This window comes from Kitasatospora sp. NPDC086791 (assembly GCF_040685975.1).
In the GTDB taxonomy this organism is placed as follows: Bacteria; Actinomycetota; Actinomycetes; order Streptomycetales; family Streptomycetaceae; genus Kitasatospora.
Map to the genome: position 1 here is coordinate 22,640 of NZ_JBFBOC010000051.1, position 15,736 is coordinate 38,375.

Sequence of the window (15,736 nt, forward strand, 5' to 3'; positions counted from 1 at the left end):
CCCCGATCAGGAATCGCACCGGGTGTCGCGTTCGGCGTCGAGGAGGAGGGTGAGGAGGTTGAGGAGAGTCGAGGCGGGGGCGGTGCCGAAGCGGACGAGGACGCGGCCGTCGATGGTCCTGTCGGTGCCGGCCGAGGGCCAGATCAGGCCGAACTTGCGGCCGCGCTCCTGGACTTCGGTCAGGAGCGTGCGGATGTGGTCGTCGGTGTAGTGCCGGATCCGGGGGTCGGTCGGCAGCATCGGGTGACGACGGCGGGGCATCAGGCGGCGTCCCCCAGCAGCTCGAACCAGACCGATTTGCCGCGCTCGTGGGAGTCCACGCCCCAGCGGTGGGTGAGGCCTTCCACCAGTTGGAGGCCCCGGCCGGACTCGGCGAAGCAGCCGGGCACCTGCGGGTTCGGGACGACCGGGCTCTCGTCCGTGATGGAGACGCGGAGCGAGCCGTCGACGGAGATGATCTGGACGACCGGCGCGGGGGTCGCGCCGTGCCGCCAGGCGTTGACCAGGAGCTCGACGAGCGCGAGCTGCGCGTCGAAGATGGTGGAGGGGGACCAGCCGATGCGGGTCATGGTGTCGCCGAGGGACTGACGGGCGATGGCGATCGAGGGCGTGTTGAGGTGACGCATGGGACTTCTCCCGAGGCGTGAGTGAGGGAAGAACCGGCGGAACACATGTCGCCGTGAGCCAGGCCAGGCAGATGGGCATGGCTGCTCTGCGGTGCTTGCTAGCAGGCGTTACTGACGATCCGTCGGATCGATGTGACATCGACCATAGCGCACACAGTCTCAAATTTGAGCCTCCGCCGAAGAACTTCCCTCCAACGTGGGGCACACTGATCTCACCACCCCAGAGAGGACGCCATGGCCCTTCGACCGAACCCGACCCTGCGTCAGCGACGGTTGGGGACCGAGCTGCGGAGGATGCGGGAGCAGGCCGGCCTCGGCGGCAGCCAGCTGGCACGCGAACTCGGCATTCAACCGGCCCAGATCACACAAATGGAAAGCGGCAAGGGCGGGATCAGCCCCGAACGACTGAAGACCATCGCTTCCGTATGCATGTGCGCCAACCAGCCACTGATCGATGCGCTGGCCAGCATGGCCTCGGAGCGTGGGAAGGGCTGGTGGGAGGAGTATCGCGGGACTCTGACCATCGACTTCCTTGAGGTGGCAGAGCTTGAGGGTCACGCCGAGCGAATCACCTTCTGCAACACCGTCTACATTCCTGGGCTGCTCCAAACCAGGGAGTACGCATCAGCGGTGTTCGCTCGGCTGATCCCTCCACTCCCCGCACAAGAGATCGAAACCCGCACCACCTTCCGTCTCCGGCGCCAAAATGTCGTCCGCTCCGGGGAAACTCCCCTTCGAGCCTTCATCCACGAGGCCGCACTGCGGATGCAGTTCGGCGGACCCGTAGTGCTCATTGATCAACTCGCCGCACTGCTCGATGACTCCGAACGGCCCGGGATCTCCGTCCGGGTGGTGCCGTTCGCAATTGACACCTTTCCGGGCGCCGGCGAGAACCTGATCTACGCCGAAGGGCCGGTTCCTGAGCTGGACACCGTCGAGATGGACGTCTCCCAGGGAGCCCTGTTCTTCGACTCACCAGCGAATCTGGCCAAACACCGAACCGTCTTCTCCAGTTTGGACTCCACTGCACTGTCCGAAGAACAGTCGCGCGACTTCATCCGTTCCATCATGAAAGAAGTGAAAACCACTTATGCCTAGCTCAGACTGGCAGAAGTCCAGCTACAGTGCCGCAAGCAATGAATGCGTTGAGGTACGCGCCGTCGACGGGCTGGTCGAACTCCGCGAGTCCGACGAGGGCCACATCACCATCCGCACCACCCCCGCAGCCCTCGCCGCCCTCCTCCACAGCGCCAAGGCCGGCGAGTTCGACCACCACGCCTGACCCGCATCGGCCCCTCGCGCACATCGGCGCGAGGGGCCGCAACACAAAATCCTGTGCTCACCAAGCCCTGAACTCCGCGTAGGGCGTTGCATGATGCCAGGCGGCATCACGGGCCTGGCAGGCTCGAAGGACTTCCAGCGGCTCGGTGACCAGCTCCATACCTACGGTGCGCTCTCCTTCGAAGTGGAAGCGCGCGACCGTGCGGGAGTCGAAGAGCCAGAAGTCCGACAGCCCGGCCAGCCCGGCCGAACGCTCGACCGTCATGCGCGCGTGGGAGAACTCCCTGGTGGTCGGCATGCTCCAGACGGCCGACTACGCCCGGCACGTCTTCAACGCGTACGTCGACCTCCACCAGTCTCCGCGCGACATAGACGAGGCCGTGCGCGCCCGTATCCAGCGGCAGGAACTCCTGTACCGGCCGGGCAAGCACTACCACTTCATCATGTGGGAATCCGCTCTGCGTGCCCTGATGTGCCCACCGACCGTGATGGCCGCACAACTCGACCGGCTCAGCGGTGTGATCGGGCTGGACACCGTCTCCCTCGGCATCGTCCCGTTCGAGGCTTCGCTCACATTGCCTCCGGCCAACGGCTTCTGGATCTACGACGAACGGCTCGTCATCGTCGAGGACTGGCACGCCGAGCTCTGGCTCGACCAACCGGAGAACGTGGCACTGTACCGGCGCGTCTGGGAAACCCTGGCCGGCGCCGCCGTCTACGGCGCGGACGCCCACAAGGTGATCACCCGCTGTCGCAGGGCGCTCGGCGCGCCCTGAGGAATCCCCGCAAACCCCGCCGACCCACGTCCGGAATATTCGAGAATCGCCCGCCGATCGACACTTCCCCTCCCCCTACCGTACTTCTCAACGGCGGTATTCCGCGCCGCCGTTGAAAGGGGAATCACATGCCCGTGTTCGACAACGGCAAGCACGGCGGCGGCTCCGGCTCCGGCAACGGCGGCGGCCAGCAGGACGACAGCAGCAGCGGCAACAAGCACGGTGGCGGCGGCAGCGACGAGGGTGGCAACACCTCGGACGGCAGCGGCCCGGCGTCGGGTGACTGACGCGTGATCGAGCAGCAGGAAGCGGAGGCCGGCAGGGCCCGGCTGGCCTCCGCGCTCATCGCGAACGGGTCCCTCGCCTCGGACTGGCTGTCGGCCTTCGACGCCGTCCCCCGGCACTGGTTCGTCCCGGCCCTCATCTGGCCCGGCCGAGGCGACGGCGTCCACCAGGGCGACGCCGTGAACAGGCACGCCGACCCGGCCGCCTGGTGGCACGCCGTCTACTCCGACGTCCCGCTCACCACCCAGTGGGACGACGGCGACCACGACGGGGAAGGCCGTGGCATCACTCCCACGTCCTCCAACTCCATGCCGACCATGGTGTTCTCGATGCTCGCCGCCCTGGACGTCGAGCCCGGCGACCGGGTGCTGGAGATCGGTACCGGCACGGGCTGGAACGCCGCGCTCCTCTCCCACCGCCTCGGTTCCGGCAACGTCGTGACGGTCGAGGTGGACGAGGACAACACCGCCGAGGCGCAGCTCCGGCTGAAGCGCGCCCGGTACTCGCCGACGCTCGTGGTCGGCGACGGGGCCGTGGGCCACTCGCCCCGCGCGCCGTACGACCGGGTGATCGCCACCTGCTCTGTTCGCCGCATCCCGCCCGCCTGGATCGAGCAGAGCCGCCCCGGCGGGCTGATCGTCGCCCCGTGGGGGCCCGAGTACGGCGGGGAGGCCGTCGTCCGACTCACCCTCGGCGACGACGGCACCGCGAGCGGCCGGTTCGTCGGATCATCGGCGTTCATGCGGCTCCGGCAACAGCGCGCCGCCCGCCCCGGCAGCCTGGAGTACCTGTCCGGACGGTGGCCGGCGGACGGCACCGAATCGTCGACCTCCCTCTCCCCCGAGGAGGTCGGCGGCTGGGCGGCCATGTTCGCCGTCGGGGCGCAGGTGCGCGGGGCCTTCCCGCTCATCGAGCGCTACGCCGACGGCACCTACACCCTCTGGCTGCACGACACGGCCGTGACGTCCTGGGCCACCGTCGACTGGGAGCCCGGCCGCACCGCGTACGACGTCGTCCAGTCCGGCCCCCGCAGCCTCTGGAACGAGGTGCGATCCGCCTGGCACTGGTGGGACGACCGGGGCCGCCCGGGCTTCGAGCGCTTCGGCCTCACCGTCACGCCCGACGGCCAGACGGTGTGGCTGGACTCCCCGGACGACCCGGTGCCCGCCCGGGGTTGAGAGCTCCGGGCAGCCGGAGTGGGACGTCGGCCCCGCCGACTTCCCACTCCCCTCATCCCACCCCCTGCCTCACTCGCCGGAGCGGATCGGCTCTCCCGTCCGGTGCAGGTGGGCGAAGATCTCGCGGTACGAGCGGAACAGGCCCGTCTCGTAGTACGGGATCCCCTCCTCGGCGCAGAACTCCCGGGTGATCCGGGCGGCCCGGCCGAGCGCGGGGGTCGGCATGCTGGGGAACAGGTGGTGCTCCACCTGGTAGTTGAGGCCGCCCATCAGCGCGTCGATGACCACGCCGCCCCGCACGTTGCGCGAGGTGAGCACCTGGCGGCGCAGGAAGTCCAGCTTCATCTCCGGCGTCACCATCAGCATGCCCTTGTGGTTCGGCGCGAAGACGCAGCCCAGGTACACCCCCAACAGCGCCTGGTGCACGGCCAGGAAGGCCACCGCCTTCCCCGTCGGCAGCGCCGCGAACACCAGGCCGAAGTACGCCACGAAGTGCACCACCAGCAGCACGCCCTCCAGCACCGGACGCTTCATCGTCGGACTGCGCAGGGCGCGGAAGCTGTTGAAGCTGAGGTTGAGGCCCTCCAGCAGGAGCAGCGGCAGGAACAGGTACGCCTGCCGGCGGCCGATGAACCGGGCGACCCCGCTCGCCCGCCGGGCCTGCCGCTTGGACCACACCAGGAGTTCGGGGGCGACGTCCGGGTCCCGCTCCTCGTGGTTCGGGTTGGCGTGGTGGCGGGTGTGCTTGTTCATCCACCAGCCGTAGCTCATGCCCATCAGCAGGTTGGCGGCGATCCGGCCGCCGATCTCGCTCGGCAGCCGCCGGCTGAAGACCTGACGGTGCGCGAGGTCGTGCGAGAGCAGCGCCACCTGGGCGAAGACGACGGACATCGCCGCCGCCAGGCCGAGCTGCCACCAGCTGTCGCCCAGCGCGAACAGGGCGTACCAGCCGCCGAGGAACGTGGCGAGCACCAGGGCCATCCGGGCCGCGTAGTAACCGGGGCGCCGGTCGAGCAGGCCCTCGGCGGCCATCCGGCGGCTCAGTCGGGCGAAGTCGCTGCCGGCGCTGCGCTCCGCCTGCGGGGCGGGGGCGGCGGTCGTCGTCACGGTCTGTGTGGGCATGCCCCGAGTCTGGTCCGGCGCCGCGCCCCGAAGAACGGGGAAAGCACCCGTCCCGTACGGGTGTTAACCCCCGCCCGACGACGGGGGCGGGCCCCTCAGTCGGCGGACGGCGACGACCGCGACGGCGACGGCGACAGCGACCGCGACCGCGACCGCGACCGCGACGGACCGAACAGCTCGTCCAGGTGGTACGCGAGGATCGCCAACGCCTCCTCGCCGCTGCGCTGGCCGCCCAGGACGCTCGATCCGAGACCGTTGACCATCGCCAGCAGCCCGGCCGCCGTCACCCCGGTGTCCCGGCGCGCATCGATCTCCCCCGTCTCCTGCGCCGCGCGGAGTTGCTTGGCGAGGAAGCCCTCCAGCACGACCGGCGGCTGCGCGGCCTGCTTCGCCGGCACGGCGGGGTCGTTGAGCACGAGCGTGTAGTACGCGGCGTACGTCCGGGTGATCCGGCGGCTCTCCGCGTCCGTCGGCAGGATGCAGGACAAGATCGCGGTGACCACGTCCCTCGGGGCGCGCGCCTCGCCGATCCACCGTTCCATGCGGGCCTGGAGCTGGGCGCCGAGCCTGGCCAGGGCGTCCAGCAGCAGGCCCTCCTTGGTCGTGAAGTAGTACTGCACGAGCCGCAGCGAGACACCGGCCTCCGTCGCGACCGCCCGCATGCTGGCCGACTGCAGGCCCTCGGTGTCGGCGATGCGCAGCAGGGCCTCGGCGATCTGCCGTCGGCGTTCCTCGTGGTCGACCTTCGCGGTCATGTTCCGGCCTCCGTGGCTGGGCCCGATGGCGGGACCCGCTTCTTTTGGTACATCCGTATCATGCCTGTGATACACATGTACCATGTGAATCAGCGAGTTCAGGAACGGCAAGGCCGAAGCCCGTTTCCGCGCCGCCTACGAGCGCGCGCTGACCCGGTTGTGGCCGGAGGCGCGGACGTCGCTCGACGTCCCCACCGGCTTCGGCACCACGCGCGTCCACCGCACCGGCCCTGCGGAGGGGCAGCCGATCGTCCTGTTGCCCGGCTCGGGCGGCAACGCCCTGATGTGGCACGGTTACCTCCGCGCCCTCGCCCGGCAGCACCCCGTCATCGCCGTGGACACCGTCGGCGAACCCGGCGCCAGCGTGCAGACCACCCCCGTCCGGGACGGCCGCGACGCCGCCGCCTGGCTGGAGGACCTGCTCACCGCGCTCGACCTGCCGGCCGTCCACCTGGTCGGCTGCTCCTACGGCGGCTGGATCGCCCTCAACCACCAGATCCACCACCCCGGGCGGACCGCCGCCCTCACCCTGGTCGACCCGGCGGGCCTGGCCGACCCCGGACGCCGCTTCTACACCTGGCTCATCGCCGGCGGCCTCGCCGCCATGGCCCCGCGCCCGCTCCGGCCCGGGCTCGCCCGGCTGGTCGGCAACAGCGCGATCCTGGAGACCGAGCTGATGGCCCTGCTGCGCGCCTCGACGGGCTTCCGCCGCCGACTGCCCCTGGCCACCACCCTCACCGACGAGGAACTCGGCCGACTGAGCGCCCCCGCCCTCTTCCTCCTCGGCGAGCGCAGCGCCCTGCACGACGCCCACGAGGTCGCCGCCCGGCTGCACCGGCTCGTCCCGGCCGCCCGGGTCGACCTCGTCCCGGACACCGGGCACGCCCTCCCGACCGACGACCCGGCGGCCGTGACCGCCGGCATCCTCAGCATGGCGGCCGGGCAAGGCGGTTGAGGTGCGACGGGTGGGGCGTTCGAGCTGCCGGGGGTATTCGCAGGCCCCGGCGCTACGCCCGCTCCCCCGGCGCGCCGAGGGCGGCGCGGACCAGTCGGGTGACGACGGGCACGGCCGCCGCGAGGTCATCCCCCGTGCCGCCCCCTGCCCCTCCCGACTCCGCCGCCTCCGCCACCTCCGCCACCTCCGCCGCCAGGGCGTCGAAGGTCTCGAAGGCCGTCAGGACGAAGAGCAGGCTCGCCGCGTCCGGCGGGGCGGCGGGCAGGCGGCCGGACAGGACCGCCGCGCCCTCGCGGCGACGGGCGTCGCGCTCGGCGATGACCCGGCCGACCTCGTCGTCCAGGGCGGCGAGGGCGCGCAGGCGGCGGGTGCAGACCCGGTCGACCGCCCAGAAGCCGCCCATCACCTCCACGAAGCGGTCCACCGCCGCCCACGGGTCGGCCTGGGTGAACGCCTCGGCCAGCCGGGCCATGCCGCCCTGGGCGGCGAGGGCGTCGCAGACCGCCTCCAGCAGGCCGGTCTTGGAGCCGAACTGGTAGTAGACGGTGGCCCGGGCGACGTCCGCGCGCCGGGCGACCGCGTCCAGCGAGACCCCGCCGGTCTCCGTCAGGTGCGCCCGGGCGGCCGCGACGATCCGGGCCCGGGTCTCGTCGACCTCCGCCTGCCGCTGTCCCATCCGGTAGGACCGGGGGCTCATCCCGCTCGCCTCCACTCGCTCCGCGTGCACCGTCCGCGCGAACCGGCACGTTCCGCGTGAACTGGCAGTATCGCCGATCGGCCCACCCGGGCCGGTCCACGAGAGCCGGCGCACCCGGGCCGGCGCAGGTTCAGGCCGGCGCACCCGGGCCGGTTCACGCAGGTCGGTTCACGCAGGCCGACGCACGCAGGCCGGTTCACCCGGCCCGGTCCGCCCCGGCGCTCAGAGGATGACCCGGCCGCCGCTGACGTCCAGGGTCTGCCCGGTGATCCAGGACGACGCCTCGGAGGCCAGGAACAGCGTGGCCGCGGCCAGGTCCTCCGGCTCGCCGAGGCGCCCCAGCGGGTGCGCGGCGGCGACCGCGGCCCGCACCTCGGGCGGCATCTGGGCCGCGGTCCGCTCGGTGCGGACGGCCCCGGGCGCGACCGCGTTGACCCGGACGCCCTGGCCGGCGACCTCCAGCGCGAGGTGGCGGGTGAACATCAGCACGCCCGCCTTGGCCGCGGCGTACGCGGCGGAGGAACCGCCGGGCAGCCGGCCCGCCGTGGAGGCCATGGTGACGACCGAACCGCCGCGCCGGGCCAACAGCCCGGGCAGGAAGGCCTGGACGGTGAGGAAGGTGGCGTTGAGGTTGCCGTCCAGGACGGCCCGCCAGTGCTCCTCGGTCTCCCGGACGGTCGGTACGGGGTAGCCGTCGCCGCCCGCGAAGGCGGCCAGCACATCGACTGGGCCGAGCTCCCGCTCGATCCGGTCGGCGGCGGAGCCGAGCGCCGCCGCGTCGGTGCAGTCGGCGACCAGCCCGAGCGCCCGGGCGCCGTCCGCGCGCAGTTCCTCGGCCACCTGCGCCAGCGCCGCAGCGTCCCGGCCGAGGACGGCGACGGCCGAGCCCTGCCGGGCGAAGGCGCGGGCGGTCTCCGCGCCGATGCCCCGGCTGCCGCCGGTGATCACGACGACCCGGCCGGCCAGGTCGGGGTACCGAGCCTGTCGAACTCCCATGTCCCATCGCTCCTTCGGTCCTGCTCTCGATCTTGCTCTCGATCTTGCTCTCGGTCTTGCTCTCGGTCTGCTCTCGGTCCTGTTGCCGGTGCCGCTCTCGGTCTTGCGCTCCGGCTTGCTCGCACGGTGTGCTGTGGTTCACTGGATTCATTCATACAGTCCGTCTGAATGAATCACAAGAGCCCGCACGAGCGTGCCGGGCCCCGAGGAGGAACCGATGAGGATCGCAGTCGTGGGCGCCACCGGACGCACCGGCCGCCTGGTGGTGGACCTCGCGCTGGCCGCCGGCCACACCGTCACCGCCGTCGCGCGCACCCCCGCCCGGCTACCGGAGTTCGCGCACGGCACCCCGCGCACCGAGTTCGCCGACGTCCGCCGGCCGGACACCCTGCAGGGGCCGCTGACCGGGCAGGACGTCGTCGTCGCCACGCTCGGCAGCACCGGCCGCCAGGCCACCACCGTCTTCTCCGACGGCGCCCGGGCGCTCACGGCCGCCGTCCGGGCCGGCGGCGCGCGGCACCTGGTGACGATGAGCTCGGCCGGCCTGGAGACCGGCCGGCTCCCCTTCGCGCAGCGGGTGGTGAGCAGGCTCGTGGTCGAGCGGCTGTACCGGGAGACCCACCACGATCTGGCCCGGATGGAGGCGGTGCTCGCCGCGTCGGACGTCGACTGGACGGTCGTCCGGGTGCCGATGCTCAAGGACGGACCGCCGTCCGCGAACCCCCTGGTCTCCTACGACCGGCCGCTCCCCCGCGCCGGCACGGCCACCCGCGCCACCATCGCCCGCTGGATCACCGACCACCTCGGCGACCCGGACACCTTCCGCCGCCTCGTGCACCTCGCCGACGGCTGAGGCCACCGCCCGCCGCCCGCTGCGTGCCGTGTGCCGTGTGCCGTGTGCCTACCGTGTGCCGCCTACCGGCCGCCGTCCCGCCTCAGCCCTGCTGCGGCGGACGGCGGCGCATGCCGACCAGCAGCAGGACCACGGCGGAGATCACCGCGGACACCCGCAGCACGTTCGGGGCCGAGGTCCAGCCGATCTGCCCCAGCGGGGAGCCCGACTGCAGTCCGCCACCCTGGGCACCGCCCTGCTTGGCGTGCTGCATCGCAAGCAGGGTGGTCACGCTCATCGTGATCAGCGGAATCCCAAGAATCGCGAACTTACGCGTCAGATCGGAGAGTTGGCGGGACAGGTAGCCGAGGCCCCAGCCCGCCAGCATGACCGGGAAGACACCGGTGACGGCGCCGCCGACCAGCAGGGCGCTGGAGAGCAGGATCAGCGGCGACGGCTTGCGGCCCCCCGCGTCCTTCGCCGCACCCTTCCCCGCAGCCGCCTTCCCCGCCGCACCCTTCGCCCCGGCGGCCCCCTTGGCCGCACCGGCGGCAGGGATCTCGGCCACCGCCTTCCCCTTGCCCTTGCCGCCCTTCCCCTTGCCCTTCCACAGCGTCTTCGACGTCCCCGGCGCCTTCAGGTCCGCGCCCGGCTGCACCGGCTGCGCCTCGCCCCCGGCCACCGCCTCCGCCCCCGCCGCCCGCTGCTCGGGAACCGGCTTAGGCGCGGGCTCCGGCCCGTCCGAGAAGTCGAACACCGTCATGGTCCACGGGCCGGTGCTGCTCACCGTCGGCGGCGGGATCGCGGACGCCCGCCGCTCGGCGTCGACCGCGTCCGGCGGGTTCAGCGGGACGGACGGGATCCCGGCCGCACTCGGCGCCGGCGGGTCGTACACGCTGTCAGGATCCGCGAAGGCGGCGGGCGGTGCCGACGGCGCCGGAGGCACGGACGGGGCGCCCGCGGCGTCCTGAGCGCTCGCCGGAGCGCCGTGCGCGGCACCGCCCCGCGCGGTCCGGTCCTCCGCGCCCCCGGCCGAGCGCTCGCTCCACGGCCCGCTCTTGCGCCACCACTCACCGTCCGTCATCACCGACACCCCGCCTCGCCCGGCTCACCCATGGAGAGCGCGGCCGCCCACCGAACCGCCCTCGGCGTGACGCTACCCACCCCGCCCCCGCCCACGCGAGTCCGACGGGCGCGGCGGAACGGCGGCCGGAACGGACCGGAGCGGCGACCACCACGGGCCCCGGCCCGGCCCCAGCCCCCGCCGAGCCCGCACCGGCCCCGGCCCCGGCCCCGGCGACACGAGGACACCTCACCGTCCGCCCGCCCGACTAACCTAGGTCGAATGACCACACAGCAGGGCCCCCAACGCCGGGGCAGGTCCACCACCGGCCCGCGCACCCTCGCCGAGGAACTGCGCGCCCGTCCCGACGACGCGCTCGCCGCCCTGCTCCGTTCCCGCCCCGACCTGCTGAACCCCGTCCCCGGCGACCTGACCCAGCTGTCCGCCCGGCTCTCCTCCCGGGCCTCCGCGCTGCGCGCCCTGGAGCGGCTCGACCGCTTCACCCTGCAGGCCGCCGAGGCGCTGGCCACCGCCCCCGACGGCACCTCCGCGAGCACGGTCCGCTCGCTGCTGACCGGCCCGGCCAAGGTCAAGCCGCACCCCGGCGCGACCCCGCTCAGCCCGGCGGACCGCTCCGCCGTCGCCACCGCCCTGCCGCGCGCGATCGCCACCCTGCGCGACCGGTCGCTGCTCTGGGGCCCGGACAACGGCCTGCGGCTGGTCCTCGCCGTCCGCGAGGCGCTCGCGCCGACCGCCGCCAACCCCGGCCGCACCGGCCTCGGCCCGACCTTCGCCGAGGCCACCGTCGGCATGTCCCCGGCCCGGCTGCAGCAACTGCTCGCCTCGGCCGGCCAGCCCCCCACCCCGGACCCGGTCACCGCGATCGCCGCGCTCACCGCGCTGCTCACCGACCGGGTCCGCTGCGCCGCCCTGCTGGACACCGCCCCCGAGCCCGCGCTGCGGCTGCTGGACCGGCTGGTCTGGGGGCCGCCCACCGGCACCGTCCCGGACGCCGCCCGCCCGGTCACCGCCGAGGACGCGCAGAGCCCCGTCGAGTGGCTGCTCGCCCGCGGCCTGCTGCTGCCCACCAGCCCCGGCAGCGTGGTGCTGCCCCGCGAACTCGCCCTGCACCTGCGCGGCGGCCGCACCCACCGGACCGTCGAACCGGTCCAGCCCGAGCCCGCGCCCGCCGCCGCCCCGCGCGATCCACAGGCTGTGGACAGCGCCGCGGCCGGCCAGGCCCACACCGCCGTCAAGACCGTCGAGGAGCTGCTGGAGGGCTGGGGCCTCACCCCGCCGCTCACCCTGCGCGCCGGCGGCCTCGGCGTCCGCGACCTCAAGCGCACCGCCCAGGCCCTGGAGAGCACCGAGCAGCAGGCCGCCTTCTGGCTCGAACTCGCTTACACCGCGGGCCTGCTGGCCCCCGACGGCGAGGTGGACGAACGCTGGGCCCCCACCCCCGGGTACGACGCCTGGCTGCAGCTGGAGACCGCCGAGCGCTGGTCCGTCCTCGCCACCGCCTGGCTCGCCGCCACCCGCGTCCCCGCCCTCACCGGCACCCCGGACGGCCGGGGCAAGCCGCGCGCCGCCCTCGGGCCCGAACTCGACCGCACCCTCGCCCCGGCCGTCCGCCGCGCCGCCCTCGCCCTGCTCGCCGAACTCCCGCCCGGCACCCCGGCCACCGCCGAGGACCTGCTCCCCACCCTGCGCTGGCAGCGCCCCCTGCGCGGCGGCCCGACCGGCCCGGACGGCCGCGACCTGCGCGACGACCTCACCGCCTGGACCCTCGCCGAGGCCGAACTCCTCGGCGTCACCGGCCGCGGCGCCCTCGCCGCACCCGCCCGCGCCCTGCTCACCGCCGAGGCGGACCCGGCCGCGGTGCTCGCCCCGCTGCTCCCCCGGCCGCTGGACCACGTGATCCTCCAGCCGGACCTCACCGCGATCGCCCCCGGCCCGCTGCTCACGCCGCTCGCCCACGCCCTCGCGCTGTGCGCCGACATCGAGTCCAAGGGCGGCGCCACCGTCTACCGCTTCACCCCGGCGTCCGTCCGCCGCGCCCTCGACGCCGGACGCACCGCCACCGACCTGCGCGCCTTCCTGGAGCAGCACAGCCGTACGCCCGTCCCCCAGCCGCTCACGTACCTGATCGACGACGTCGCCCGCCGGCACGGCGTCCTGCGGGTCGGCGCCGCCTCCTCCTACCTGCGCTGCGACGACCCGTCGCTGCTGAACGAGGTGCTCGCCGACCGCCGCTCCGCCGAGCTGCGGCTGCGGATGCTCGCCCCCACCGTGCTCGCCGCCCAGGCCTCCCCGGACGTCCTGCTCGCCACGCTGCGCGCCATGGGCTACGCGCCGGCCGCCGAATCCGCCGAGGGCGACGTGCTGATCACCCGCCCGGACAGCCACCGCACCCCGCCCCGCAGCGCGCCCGTCCCCGTCCCCGACGGCCCGCCCACCCCCGACGACGTGCTGCTCGCCGCCGCCATCAAGGCCATCCGGGCCGGCGACCGCGCCGCCACCGCCACCCGCCGCGAGCCCACCGCCGACCCGCGCCGGCTCCCCCGCACCGCCGCCGCCGAGACGCTGGCCGCCCTCCAGACCGCCGTCCTGCTCGGCGAGCGGATGTGGATCGGCTACCTCAACGCCGAGGGCATCGCCAGCCAGCGGATCATCGACCCGGTCAAGGTCGAGGGCGGCTTCGTCACCGCCTTCGACCACCACGCCGACGAACTGCGCACCTTCGCCCTCCACCGCATCACCGGCGTCGCGGAACTCGACGAGTAACCGGCGGAAGGGGAGCGGCGAGCAACCAGCAGGAGAAGAGCGACGGGACCGCGGAGCGACGGGCCGTCAGTGTCCCTGCGACTCCTTCATCTTCTCCTTGACCGCCTTGTCCGCCAGGCTGCCGATCTCCCCCTGCCCGATCGGCAGCGAGCCGCCGCCGACCTGGTCGGCGATCAGGAACCCGGGCGCCGCGAGCAGGCCGCCGGGCCCCTCGCCGATGCCCGCGAGGGCGTGGGCGGAGCCCGCCGAGGCGGCGGTGGCGGCGACGGCCGTGCCCATCAGGGCGAGTGCGGTGAGAACGCGCTTCGACTTCTTCATGACCGGCTCAACGAGCGGGTACGCACGGTGGTCACTGCGGAGCCGTTGCCCGCCGCCCGCACCCGGCGCAGTCTGGAACAGGGGGATCCCGACAGGAGGAAACCCATGCTCGGCGACAAGATCGGCGACTCACTGAGCCAGGAGACCGGCCGACGCGTCCTCTCCGCCGGAGAGGGCCACGTCACCATCGAGGTCTCGTTCCGGGGCACCGGAAACTACTTCGGCACCGCGGTCAGCGGTTTCGGCACCTACAAGGCCGAAGCCCGGCCCGACGGCACGCTCTACGGCGAGGGCCAGGGCATCGACATGACCGCCAACGGCGACACCGTCACCTGGCACGGCAACGGCGTCGGCCACATGACGGCGGACGGCGGCAGCAGCTTCCGCGGCGCGCTCTTCTTCGCCACCGCTTCCCCCGTCTTCGAACGCCTCAACGGCATCGCCGGCGTCTTCGAGTTCGACACCGACGCCAGCGGGAAGTCCACCGGCACGTTCTACGAGTGGAAGTAGCCTCCGCGCCCGCCCGTCCACACGGCCCGTCCACGGCGGCGGAATGCGCGACACTGGAGGGTCTGCGTCAAACCACCCTGTCAGCCAGTGGAGGGCTTCCCCGCGTGAACGACGGACCGCTCATCGTCCAAGTGATTAAGCGGGATACGCATCCTGAACGCTGAGTAGCCACGCAGGAAGACCCGAAGGGAGATGTGGGGCCCGGCGCTCAGCATCTTCGCCCACGGTCCGCTGGCTCCGGGCTCGGCTCCGCCTGGCTCGTTCCGGCATTTCGTCACCTTGACGCAAATTCGCCAGAACCTACCTGTCCGTGGTTCTGCGTCTGAGATGCTGAGGGTCCGTCGAGAGGGGCCGCAGCATGCAGTGGAAGATCCACGGGGAACGTCCGATCTACGAGAACCCCTGGGTGAACCTCTGGCTGACCGACGTCGAGCAGCCTGACGGGCGCCGCTGGGAGTACCACGTGGTCAAGCTGCGGCACCTGGCCGTGGCCGCCATCGTGAACAGCGAGAAGCAGGTACTCATGATGTGGCGGCACCGCTTCATCACGGACACCTGGGCCTGGGAACTCCCGATGGGGCTGATCGAACCGGAGGAGACCCCGGCGGAGGCGGCGGCCCGCGAGGCTCTGGAGGAGACCGGCTGGAAGGTTGACGAGGTGAAGCCGCTGATCTACGCCCAGCCGGCGAACGGGATCACCGACTCCGAACACTTCGTCTTCCGGGCCGATGCCGTCGAGTACGTGGGGCCGCCGACCGAGCGCAACGAGTCCGACCGGATCGAGTGGATTCCCCTGTCCGAACTGCGCGGCATGATCGACCGCCGCGAGATCGTCAGCAGCGGCACGCTCGTGGGCGTGCTCTACCTGCTGCTGGACGAGGCCGGCCGTTGATCAGCCGGCCGCGCTGGTGATCCGGTCCGCCAACGTCGCTACCGAGGCGTTGGCACGGTAGGGCCTGAGGAGGTGGCGGAACTCGTGGAGGTGGGCAACCACTCTGGGGGACTCGATCACTGCCGCGAGATCGAGGGCTTCCGTGGCGGTGGCGCACGCCGACTCGACCTGCCGCCGCTGGAGCTGGGTCCGTGCGAGCCAGAAGCTGTGGAACGCGCGACCCCGGAGGTTCGTCCTCGGTTCGACCCGTAAGGCTTCGGCGATGAGGGGTTCGGCGGCGGTCGCGTCCCCCAGCTGACCAAGGGCGATTCCGGTGTCCACGGTGAGTTTGGTGTGGTCGAAGTACTCGACCCATGCGGGGTCGTCGTCCCCCTCGCGGATGCGCTCGAAGTGCTGTTGCGCCTCAGTGATCGCGCGGTGGGTCGACTCCTTGTCATGCGCGCTTGCGTGGCCGAAGGCTTCGCGCATCGACAGCATGGCCAGCAGCCTCGGCGTACCGCCGACAAGGCGCGCGCTGTCCTGCGCGGCTCGGGCGAGCGTGATCGCGTCCTGTGTCCTGTCCTGGTAGGTCGGGGCCTCCCCCTGTGTGGTGGACACGCTGATACTGGATCTTGTGTGATCCGGAGGAAGCGAGAAGACCGCCGATGGCGATGAAGGACTACTCGG

General features: G+C 72.7%; 19 protein-coding genes and 1 pseudogene. 10 read left to right on the forward strand and 10 right to left on the reverse strand.

The window, feature by feature from the left end; genetic code table 11:
• Positions 1–6: 6 nt before the first annotated feature.
• Both AB0Q99_RS33300 and AB0Q99_RS33305 read right to left on the reverse strand, forming a co-directional pair.
• The gene (locus AB0Q99_RS33300) at positions 7–261 is read right to left on the reverse strand and encodes a hypothetical protein (RefSeq protein WP_363577828.1); all 255 of its coding nucleotides are present in this window, start codon (positions 259–261) and stop codon (positions 7–9) included.
• Positions 261–626, reverse strand: coding sequence for an ATP-binding protein (locus AB0Q99_RS33305; protein WP_363577830.1), 366 nt, complete (start codon positions 624–626; stop codon positions 261–263). Before AB0Q99_RS33305 ends, AB0Q99_RS33300 begins: the two co-directional genes overlap by 1 nt.
• A gap of 234 nt (positions 627–860) precedes the next feature.
• Between AB0Q99_RS33305 and AB0Q99_RS33310 the strand changes: the two genes are divergently transcribed.
• Both AB0Q99_RS33310 and AB0Q99_RS33315 read left to right on the forward strand, forming a co-directional pair.
• Positions 861–1,724 carry a helix-turn-helix transcriptional regulator gene (locus tag AB0Q99_RS33310; RefSeq protein WP_363577832.1) on the forward strand — a complete coding sequence of 288 codons (864 nt, stop codon included), beginning with the start codon at positions 861–863 and terminating at the stop codon, positions 1,722–1,724.
• The gene (locus AB0Q99_RS33315) at positions 1,717–1,908 is read left to right on the forward strand and encodes a DUF397 domain-containing protein (protein ID WP_363577834.1); all 192 of its coding nucleotides are present in this window, start codon (positions 1,717–1,719) and stop codon (positions 1,906–1,908) included. The genes AB0Q99_RS33310 and AB0Q99_RS33315 overlap by 8 nt, the downstream gene beginning before the upstream one ends.
• A 57-nt stretch (positions 1,909–1,965) precedes the next feature.
• Here the strand turns inward: AB0Q99_RS33315 and AB0Q99_RS33320 are convergent.
• Positions 1,966–2,139: pseudogene (locus AB0Q99_RS33320) on the reverse strand (DUF6879 family protein); the annotation flags it as partial.
• 31 nt (positions 2,140–2,170) lie between these two features.
• Here AB0Q99_RS33320 and AB0Q99_RS33325 point away from each other — a divergent pair.
• From AB0Q99_RS33325 to AB0Q99_RS33335, 3 genes are all read left to right on the forward strand, one after another.
• A complete protein-coding gene (locus AB0Q99_RS33325) occupies positions 2,171–2,683 on the forward strand; it encodes a DUF5753 domain-containing protein (protein WP_363577836.1) in 513 nt (170 codons plus the stop codon).
• A 128-nt stretch (positions 2,684–2,811) separates the two neighbouring features.
• Complete coding sequence (locus AB0Q99_RS33330; RefSeq protein ID WP_363577838.1) at positions 2,812–2,970, forward strand: hypothetical protein; 159 nt, start codon at positions 2,812–2,814, stop codon at positions 2,968–2,970.
• A 3-nt stretch (positions 2,971–2,973) separates the two neighbouring features.
• A complete protein-coding gene (locus AB0Q99_RS33335; RefSeq protein ID WP_363577839.1) occupies positions 2,974–4,146 on the forward strand; it encodes a methyltransferase domain-containing protein in 1,173 nt (390 codons plus the stop codon).
• A 69-nt stretch (positions 4,147–4,215) separates the two neighbouring features.
• Here the strand turns inward: AB0Q99_RS33335 and AB0Q99_RS33340 are convergent, their stop codons facing one another.
• Together AB0Q99_RS33340 and AB0Q99_RS33345 are read right to left on the reverse strand one after the other, a co-directional pair.
• Positions 4,216–5,268, reverse strand: coding sequence for an acyl-CoA desaturase (locus tag AB0Q99_RS33340; RefSeq protein WP_363577841.1), 1,053 nt, complete (start codon positions 5,266–5,268; stop codon positions 4,216–4,218).
• Between the two features lie 95 nt (positions 5,269–5,363).
• Positions 5,364–6,023: a TetR/AcrR family transcriptional regulator gene (locus tag AB0Q99_RS33345; RefSeq protein ID WP_363577843.1), complete on the reverse strand. Its 660-nt coding sequence runs from the start codon at positions 6,021–6,023 to the stop codon at positions 5,364–5,366.
• A gap of 157 nt (positions 6,024–6,180) precedes the next feature.
• On the opposite strand from AB0Q99_RS33345, the gene AB0Q99_RS33350 reads away from it, so the two are divergent.
• Positions 6,181–6,978 (forward strand): alpha/beta fold hydrolase, encoded by a 798-nt coding sequence (locus AB0Q99_RS33350; protein ID WP_363577845.1) that lies wholly within the window; start codon positions 6,181–6,183, stop codon positions 6,976–6,978.
• A gap of 52 nt (positions 6,979–7,030) precedes the next feature.
• On the opposite strand, the gene AB0Q99_RS33355 is transcribed toward AB0Q99_RS33350, so the two are convergent.
• Positions 7,031–7,675, reverse strand: coding sequence for a helix-turn-helix domain-containing protein (locus AB0Q99_RS33355; RefSeq protein ID WP_363577847.1), 645 nt, complete (start codon positions 7,673–7,675; stop codon positions 7,031–7,033).
• Positions 7,676–7,897: 222 nt separating this feature from the next.
• Complete coding sequence (locus AB0Q99_RS33360) at positions 7,898–8,671, reverse strand: SDR family NAD(P)-dependent oxidoreductase (RefSeq protein WP_363577849.1); 774 nt, start codon at positions 8,669–8,671, stop codon at positions 7,898–7,900.
• A gap of 217 nt (positions 8,672–8,888) precedes the next feature.
• On the opposite strand from AB0Q99_RS33360, the gene AB0Q99_RS33365 reads away from it, so the two are divergent.
• Positions 8,889–9,524, forward strand: coding sequence for an NAD(P)H-binding protein (locus AB0Q99_RS33365; RefSeq protein WP_363577851.1), 636 nt, complete (start codon positions 8,889–8,891; stop codon positions 9,522–9,524).
• Positions 9,525–9,606: 82 nt separating this feature from the next.
• Here the strand turns inward: AB0Q99_RS33365 and AB0Q99_RS33370 are convergent, their stop codons facing one another.
• The gene (locus AB0Q99_RS33370; RefSeq protein WP_363577853.1) at positions 9,607–10,587 is read right to left on the reverse strand and encodes a hypothetical protein; all 981 of its coding nucleotides are present in this window, start codon (positions 10,585–10,587) and stop codon (positions 9,607–9,609) included.
• Positions 10,588–10,848: 261 nt separating this feature from the next.
• Here AB0Q99_RS33370 and AB0Q99_RS33375 point away from each other — a divergent pair, with 261 nt between their 5' ends.
• The gene (locus tag AB0Q99_RS33375; protein WP_363577855.1) at positions 10,849–13,350 is read left to right on the forward strand and encodes a helicase C-terminal domain-containing protein; all 2,502 of its coding nucleotides are present in this window, start codon (positions 10,849–10,851) and stop codon (positions 13,348–13,350) included.
• Between the two features lie 66 nt (positions 13,351–13,416).
• Here AB0Q99_RS33375 and AB0Q99_RS33380 read toward each other — a convergent pair whose 3' ends face one another.
• A complete protein-coding gene (locus tag AB0Q99_RS33380; RefSeq protein WP_363577857.1) occupies positions 13,417–13,668 on the reverse strand; it encodes a hypothetical protein in 252 nt (83 codons plus the stop codon).
• A 105-nt stretch (positions 13,669–13,773) separates the two neighbouring features.
• Here AB0Q99_RS33380 and AB0Q99_RS33385 point away from each other — a divergent pair, with 105 nt between their 5' ends.
• Positions 13,774–14,178 carry a hypothetical protein gene (locus tag AB0Q99_RS33385; protein WP_363577859.1) on the forward strand — a complete coding sequence of 135 codons (405 nt, stop codon included), beginning with the start codon at positions 13,774–13,776 and terminating at the stop codon, positions 14,176–14,178.
• A gap of 358 nt (positions 14,179–14,536) precedes the next feature.
• Complete coding sequence (locus AB0Q99_RS33390; protein WP_363577861.1) at positions 14,537–15,070, forward strand: NUDIX domain-containing protein; 534 nt, start codon at positions 14,537–14,539, stop codon at positions 15,068–15,070.
• Here the strand turns inward: AB0Q99_RS33390 and AB0Q99_RS33395 are convergent, their stop codons facing one another.
• Entirely contained in the window at positions 15,071–15,667 is a 597-nt protein-coding gene (locus tag AB0Q99_RS33395; RefSeq protein WP_363577863.1) for a hypothetical protein, read from the reverse strand. It lies immediately after the preceding gene.
• Positions 15,668–15,736 lie beyond the last annotated feature (69 nt).

Coding starts and splice junctions, on each gene's coding strand:
- AB0Q99_RS33305 (WP_363577830.1), bottom strand. CDS start 626: ATGCGTCACCTCAACACGCCCTCGATCGCCATCGCCCGTCAGTCCCTC.
- AB0Q99_RS33360 (WP_363577849.1), bottom strand. CDS start 8,671: ATGGGAGTTCGACAGGCTCGGTACCCCGACCTGGCCGGCCGGGTCGTC.
- AB0Q99_RS33390 (WP_363577861.1), top strand. CDS start 14,537: ATGCAGTGGAAGATCCACGGGGAACGTCCGATCTACGAGAACCCCTGG.
- AB0Q99_RS33330 (WP_363577838.1), top strand. CDS start 2,812: ATGCCCGTGTTCGACAACGGCAAGCACGGCGGCGGCTCCGGCTCCGGC.
- AB0Q99_RS33325 (WP_363577836.1), top strand. CDS start 2,171: ATGCGCGCGTGGGAGAACTCCCTGGTGGTCGGCATGCTCCAGACGGCC.
- AB0Q99_RS33370 (WP_363577853.1), bottom strand. CDS start 10,587: ATGACGGACGGTGAGTGGTGGCGCAAGAGCGGGCCGTGGAGCGAGCGC.
- AB0Q99_RS33315 (WP_363577834.1), top strand. CDS start 1,717: ATGCCTAGCTCAGACTGGCAGAAGTCCAGCTACAGTGCCGCAAGCAAT.
- AB0Q99_RS33380 (WP_363577857.1), bottom strand. CDS start 13,668: ATGAAGAAGTCGAAGCGCGTTCTCACCGCACTCGCCCTGATGGGCACG.
- AB0Q99_RS33310 (WP_363577832.1), top strand. CDS start 861: ATGGCCCTTCGACCGAACCCGACCCTGCGTCAGCGACGGTTGGGGACC.
- AB0Q99_RS33365 (WP_363577851.1), top strand. CDS start 8,889: ATGAGGATCGCAGTCGTGGGCGCCACCGGACGCACCGGCCGCCTGGTG.
- AB0Q99_RS33355 (WP_363577847.1), bottom strand. CDS start 7,675: ATGAGCCCCCGGTCCTACCGGATGGGACAGCGGCAGGCGGAGGTCGAC.
- AB0Q99_RS33300 (WP_363577828.1), bottom strand. CDS start 261: ATGCCCCGCCGTCGTCACCCGATGCTGCCGACCGACCCCCGGATCCGG.
- AB0Q99_RS33345 (WP_363577843.1), bottom strand. CDS start 6,023: ATGACCGCGAAGGTCGACCACGAGGAACGCCGACGGCAGATCGCCGAG.
- AB0Q99_RS33340 (WP_363577841.1), bottom strand. CDS start 5,268: ATGCCCACACAGACCGTGACGACGACCGCCGCCCCCGCCCCGCAGGCG.
- AB0Q99_RS33375 (WP_363577855.1), top strand. CDS start 10,849: ATGACCACACAGCAGGGCCCCCAACGCCGGGGCAGGTCCACCACCGGC.
- AB0Q99_RS33385 (WP_363577859.1), top strand. CDS start 13,774: ATGCTCGGCGACAAGATCGGCGACTCACTGAGCCAGGAGACCGGCCGA.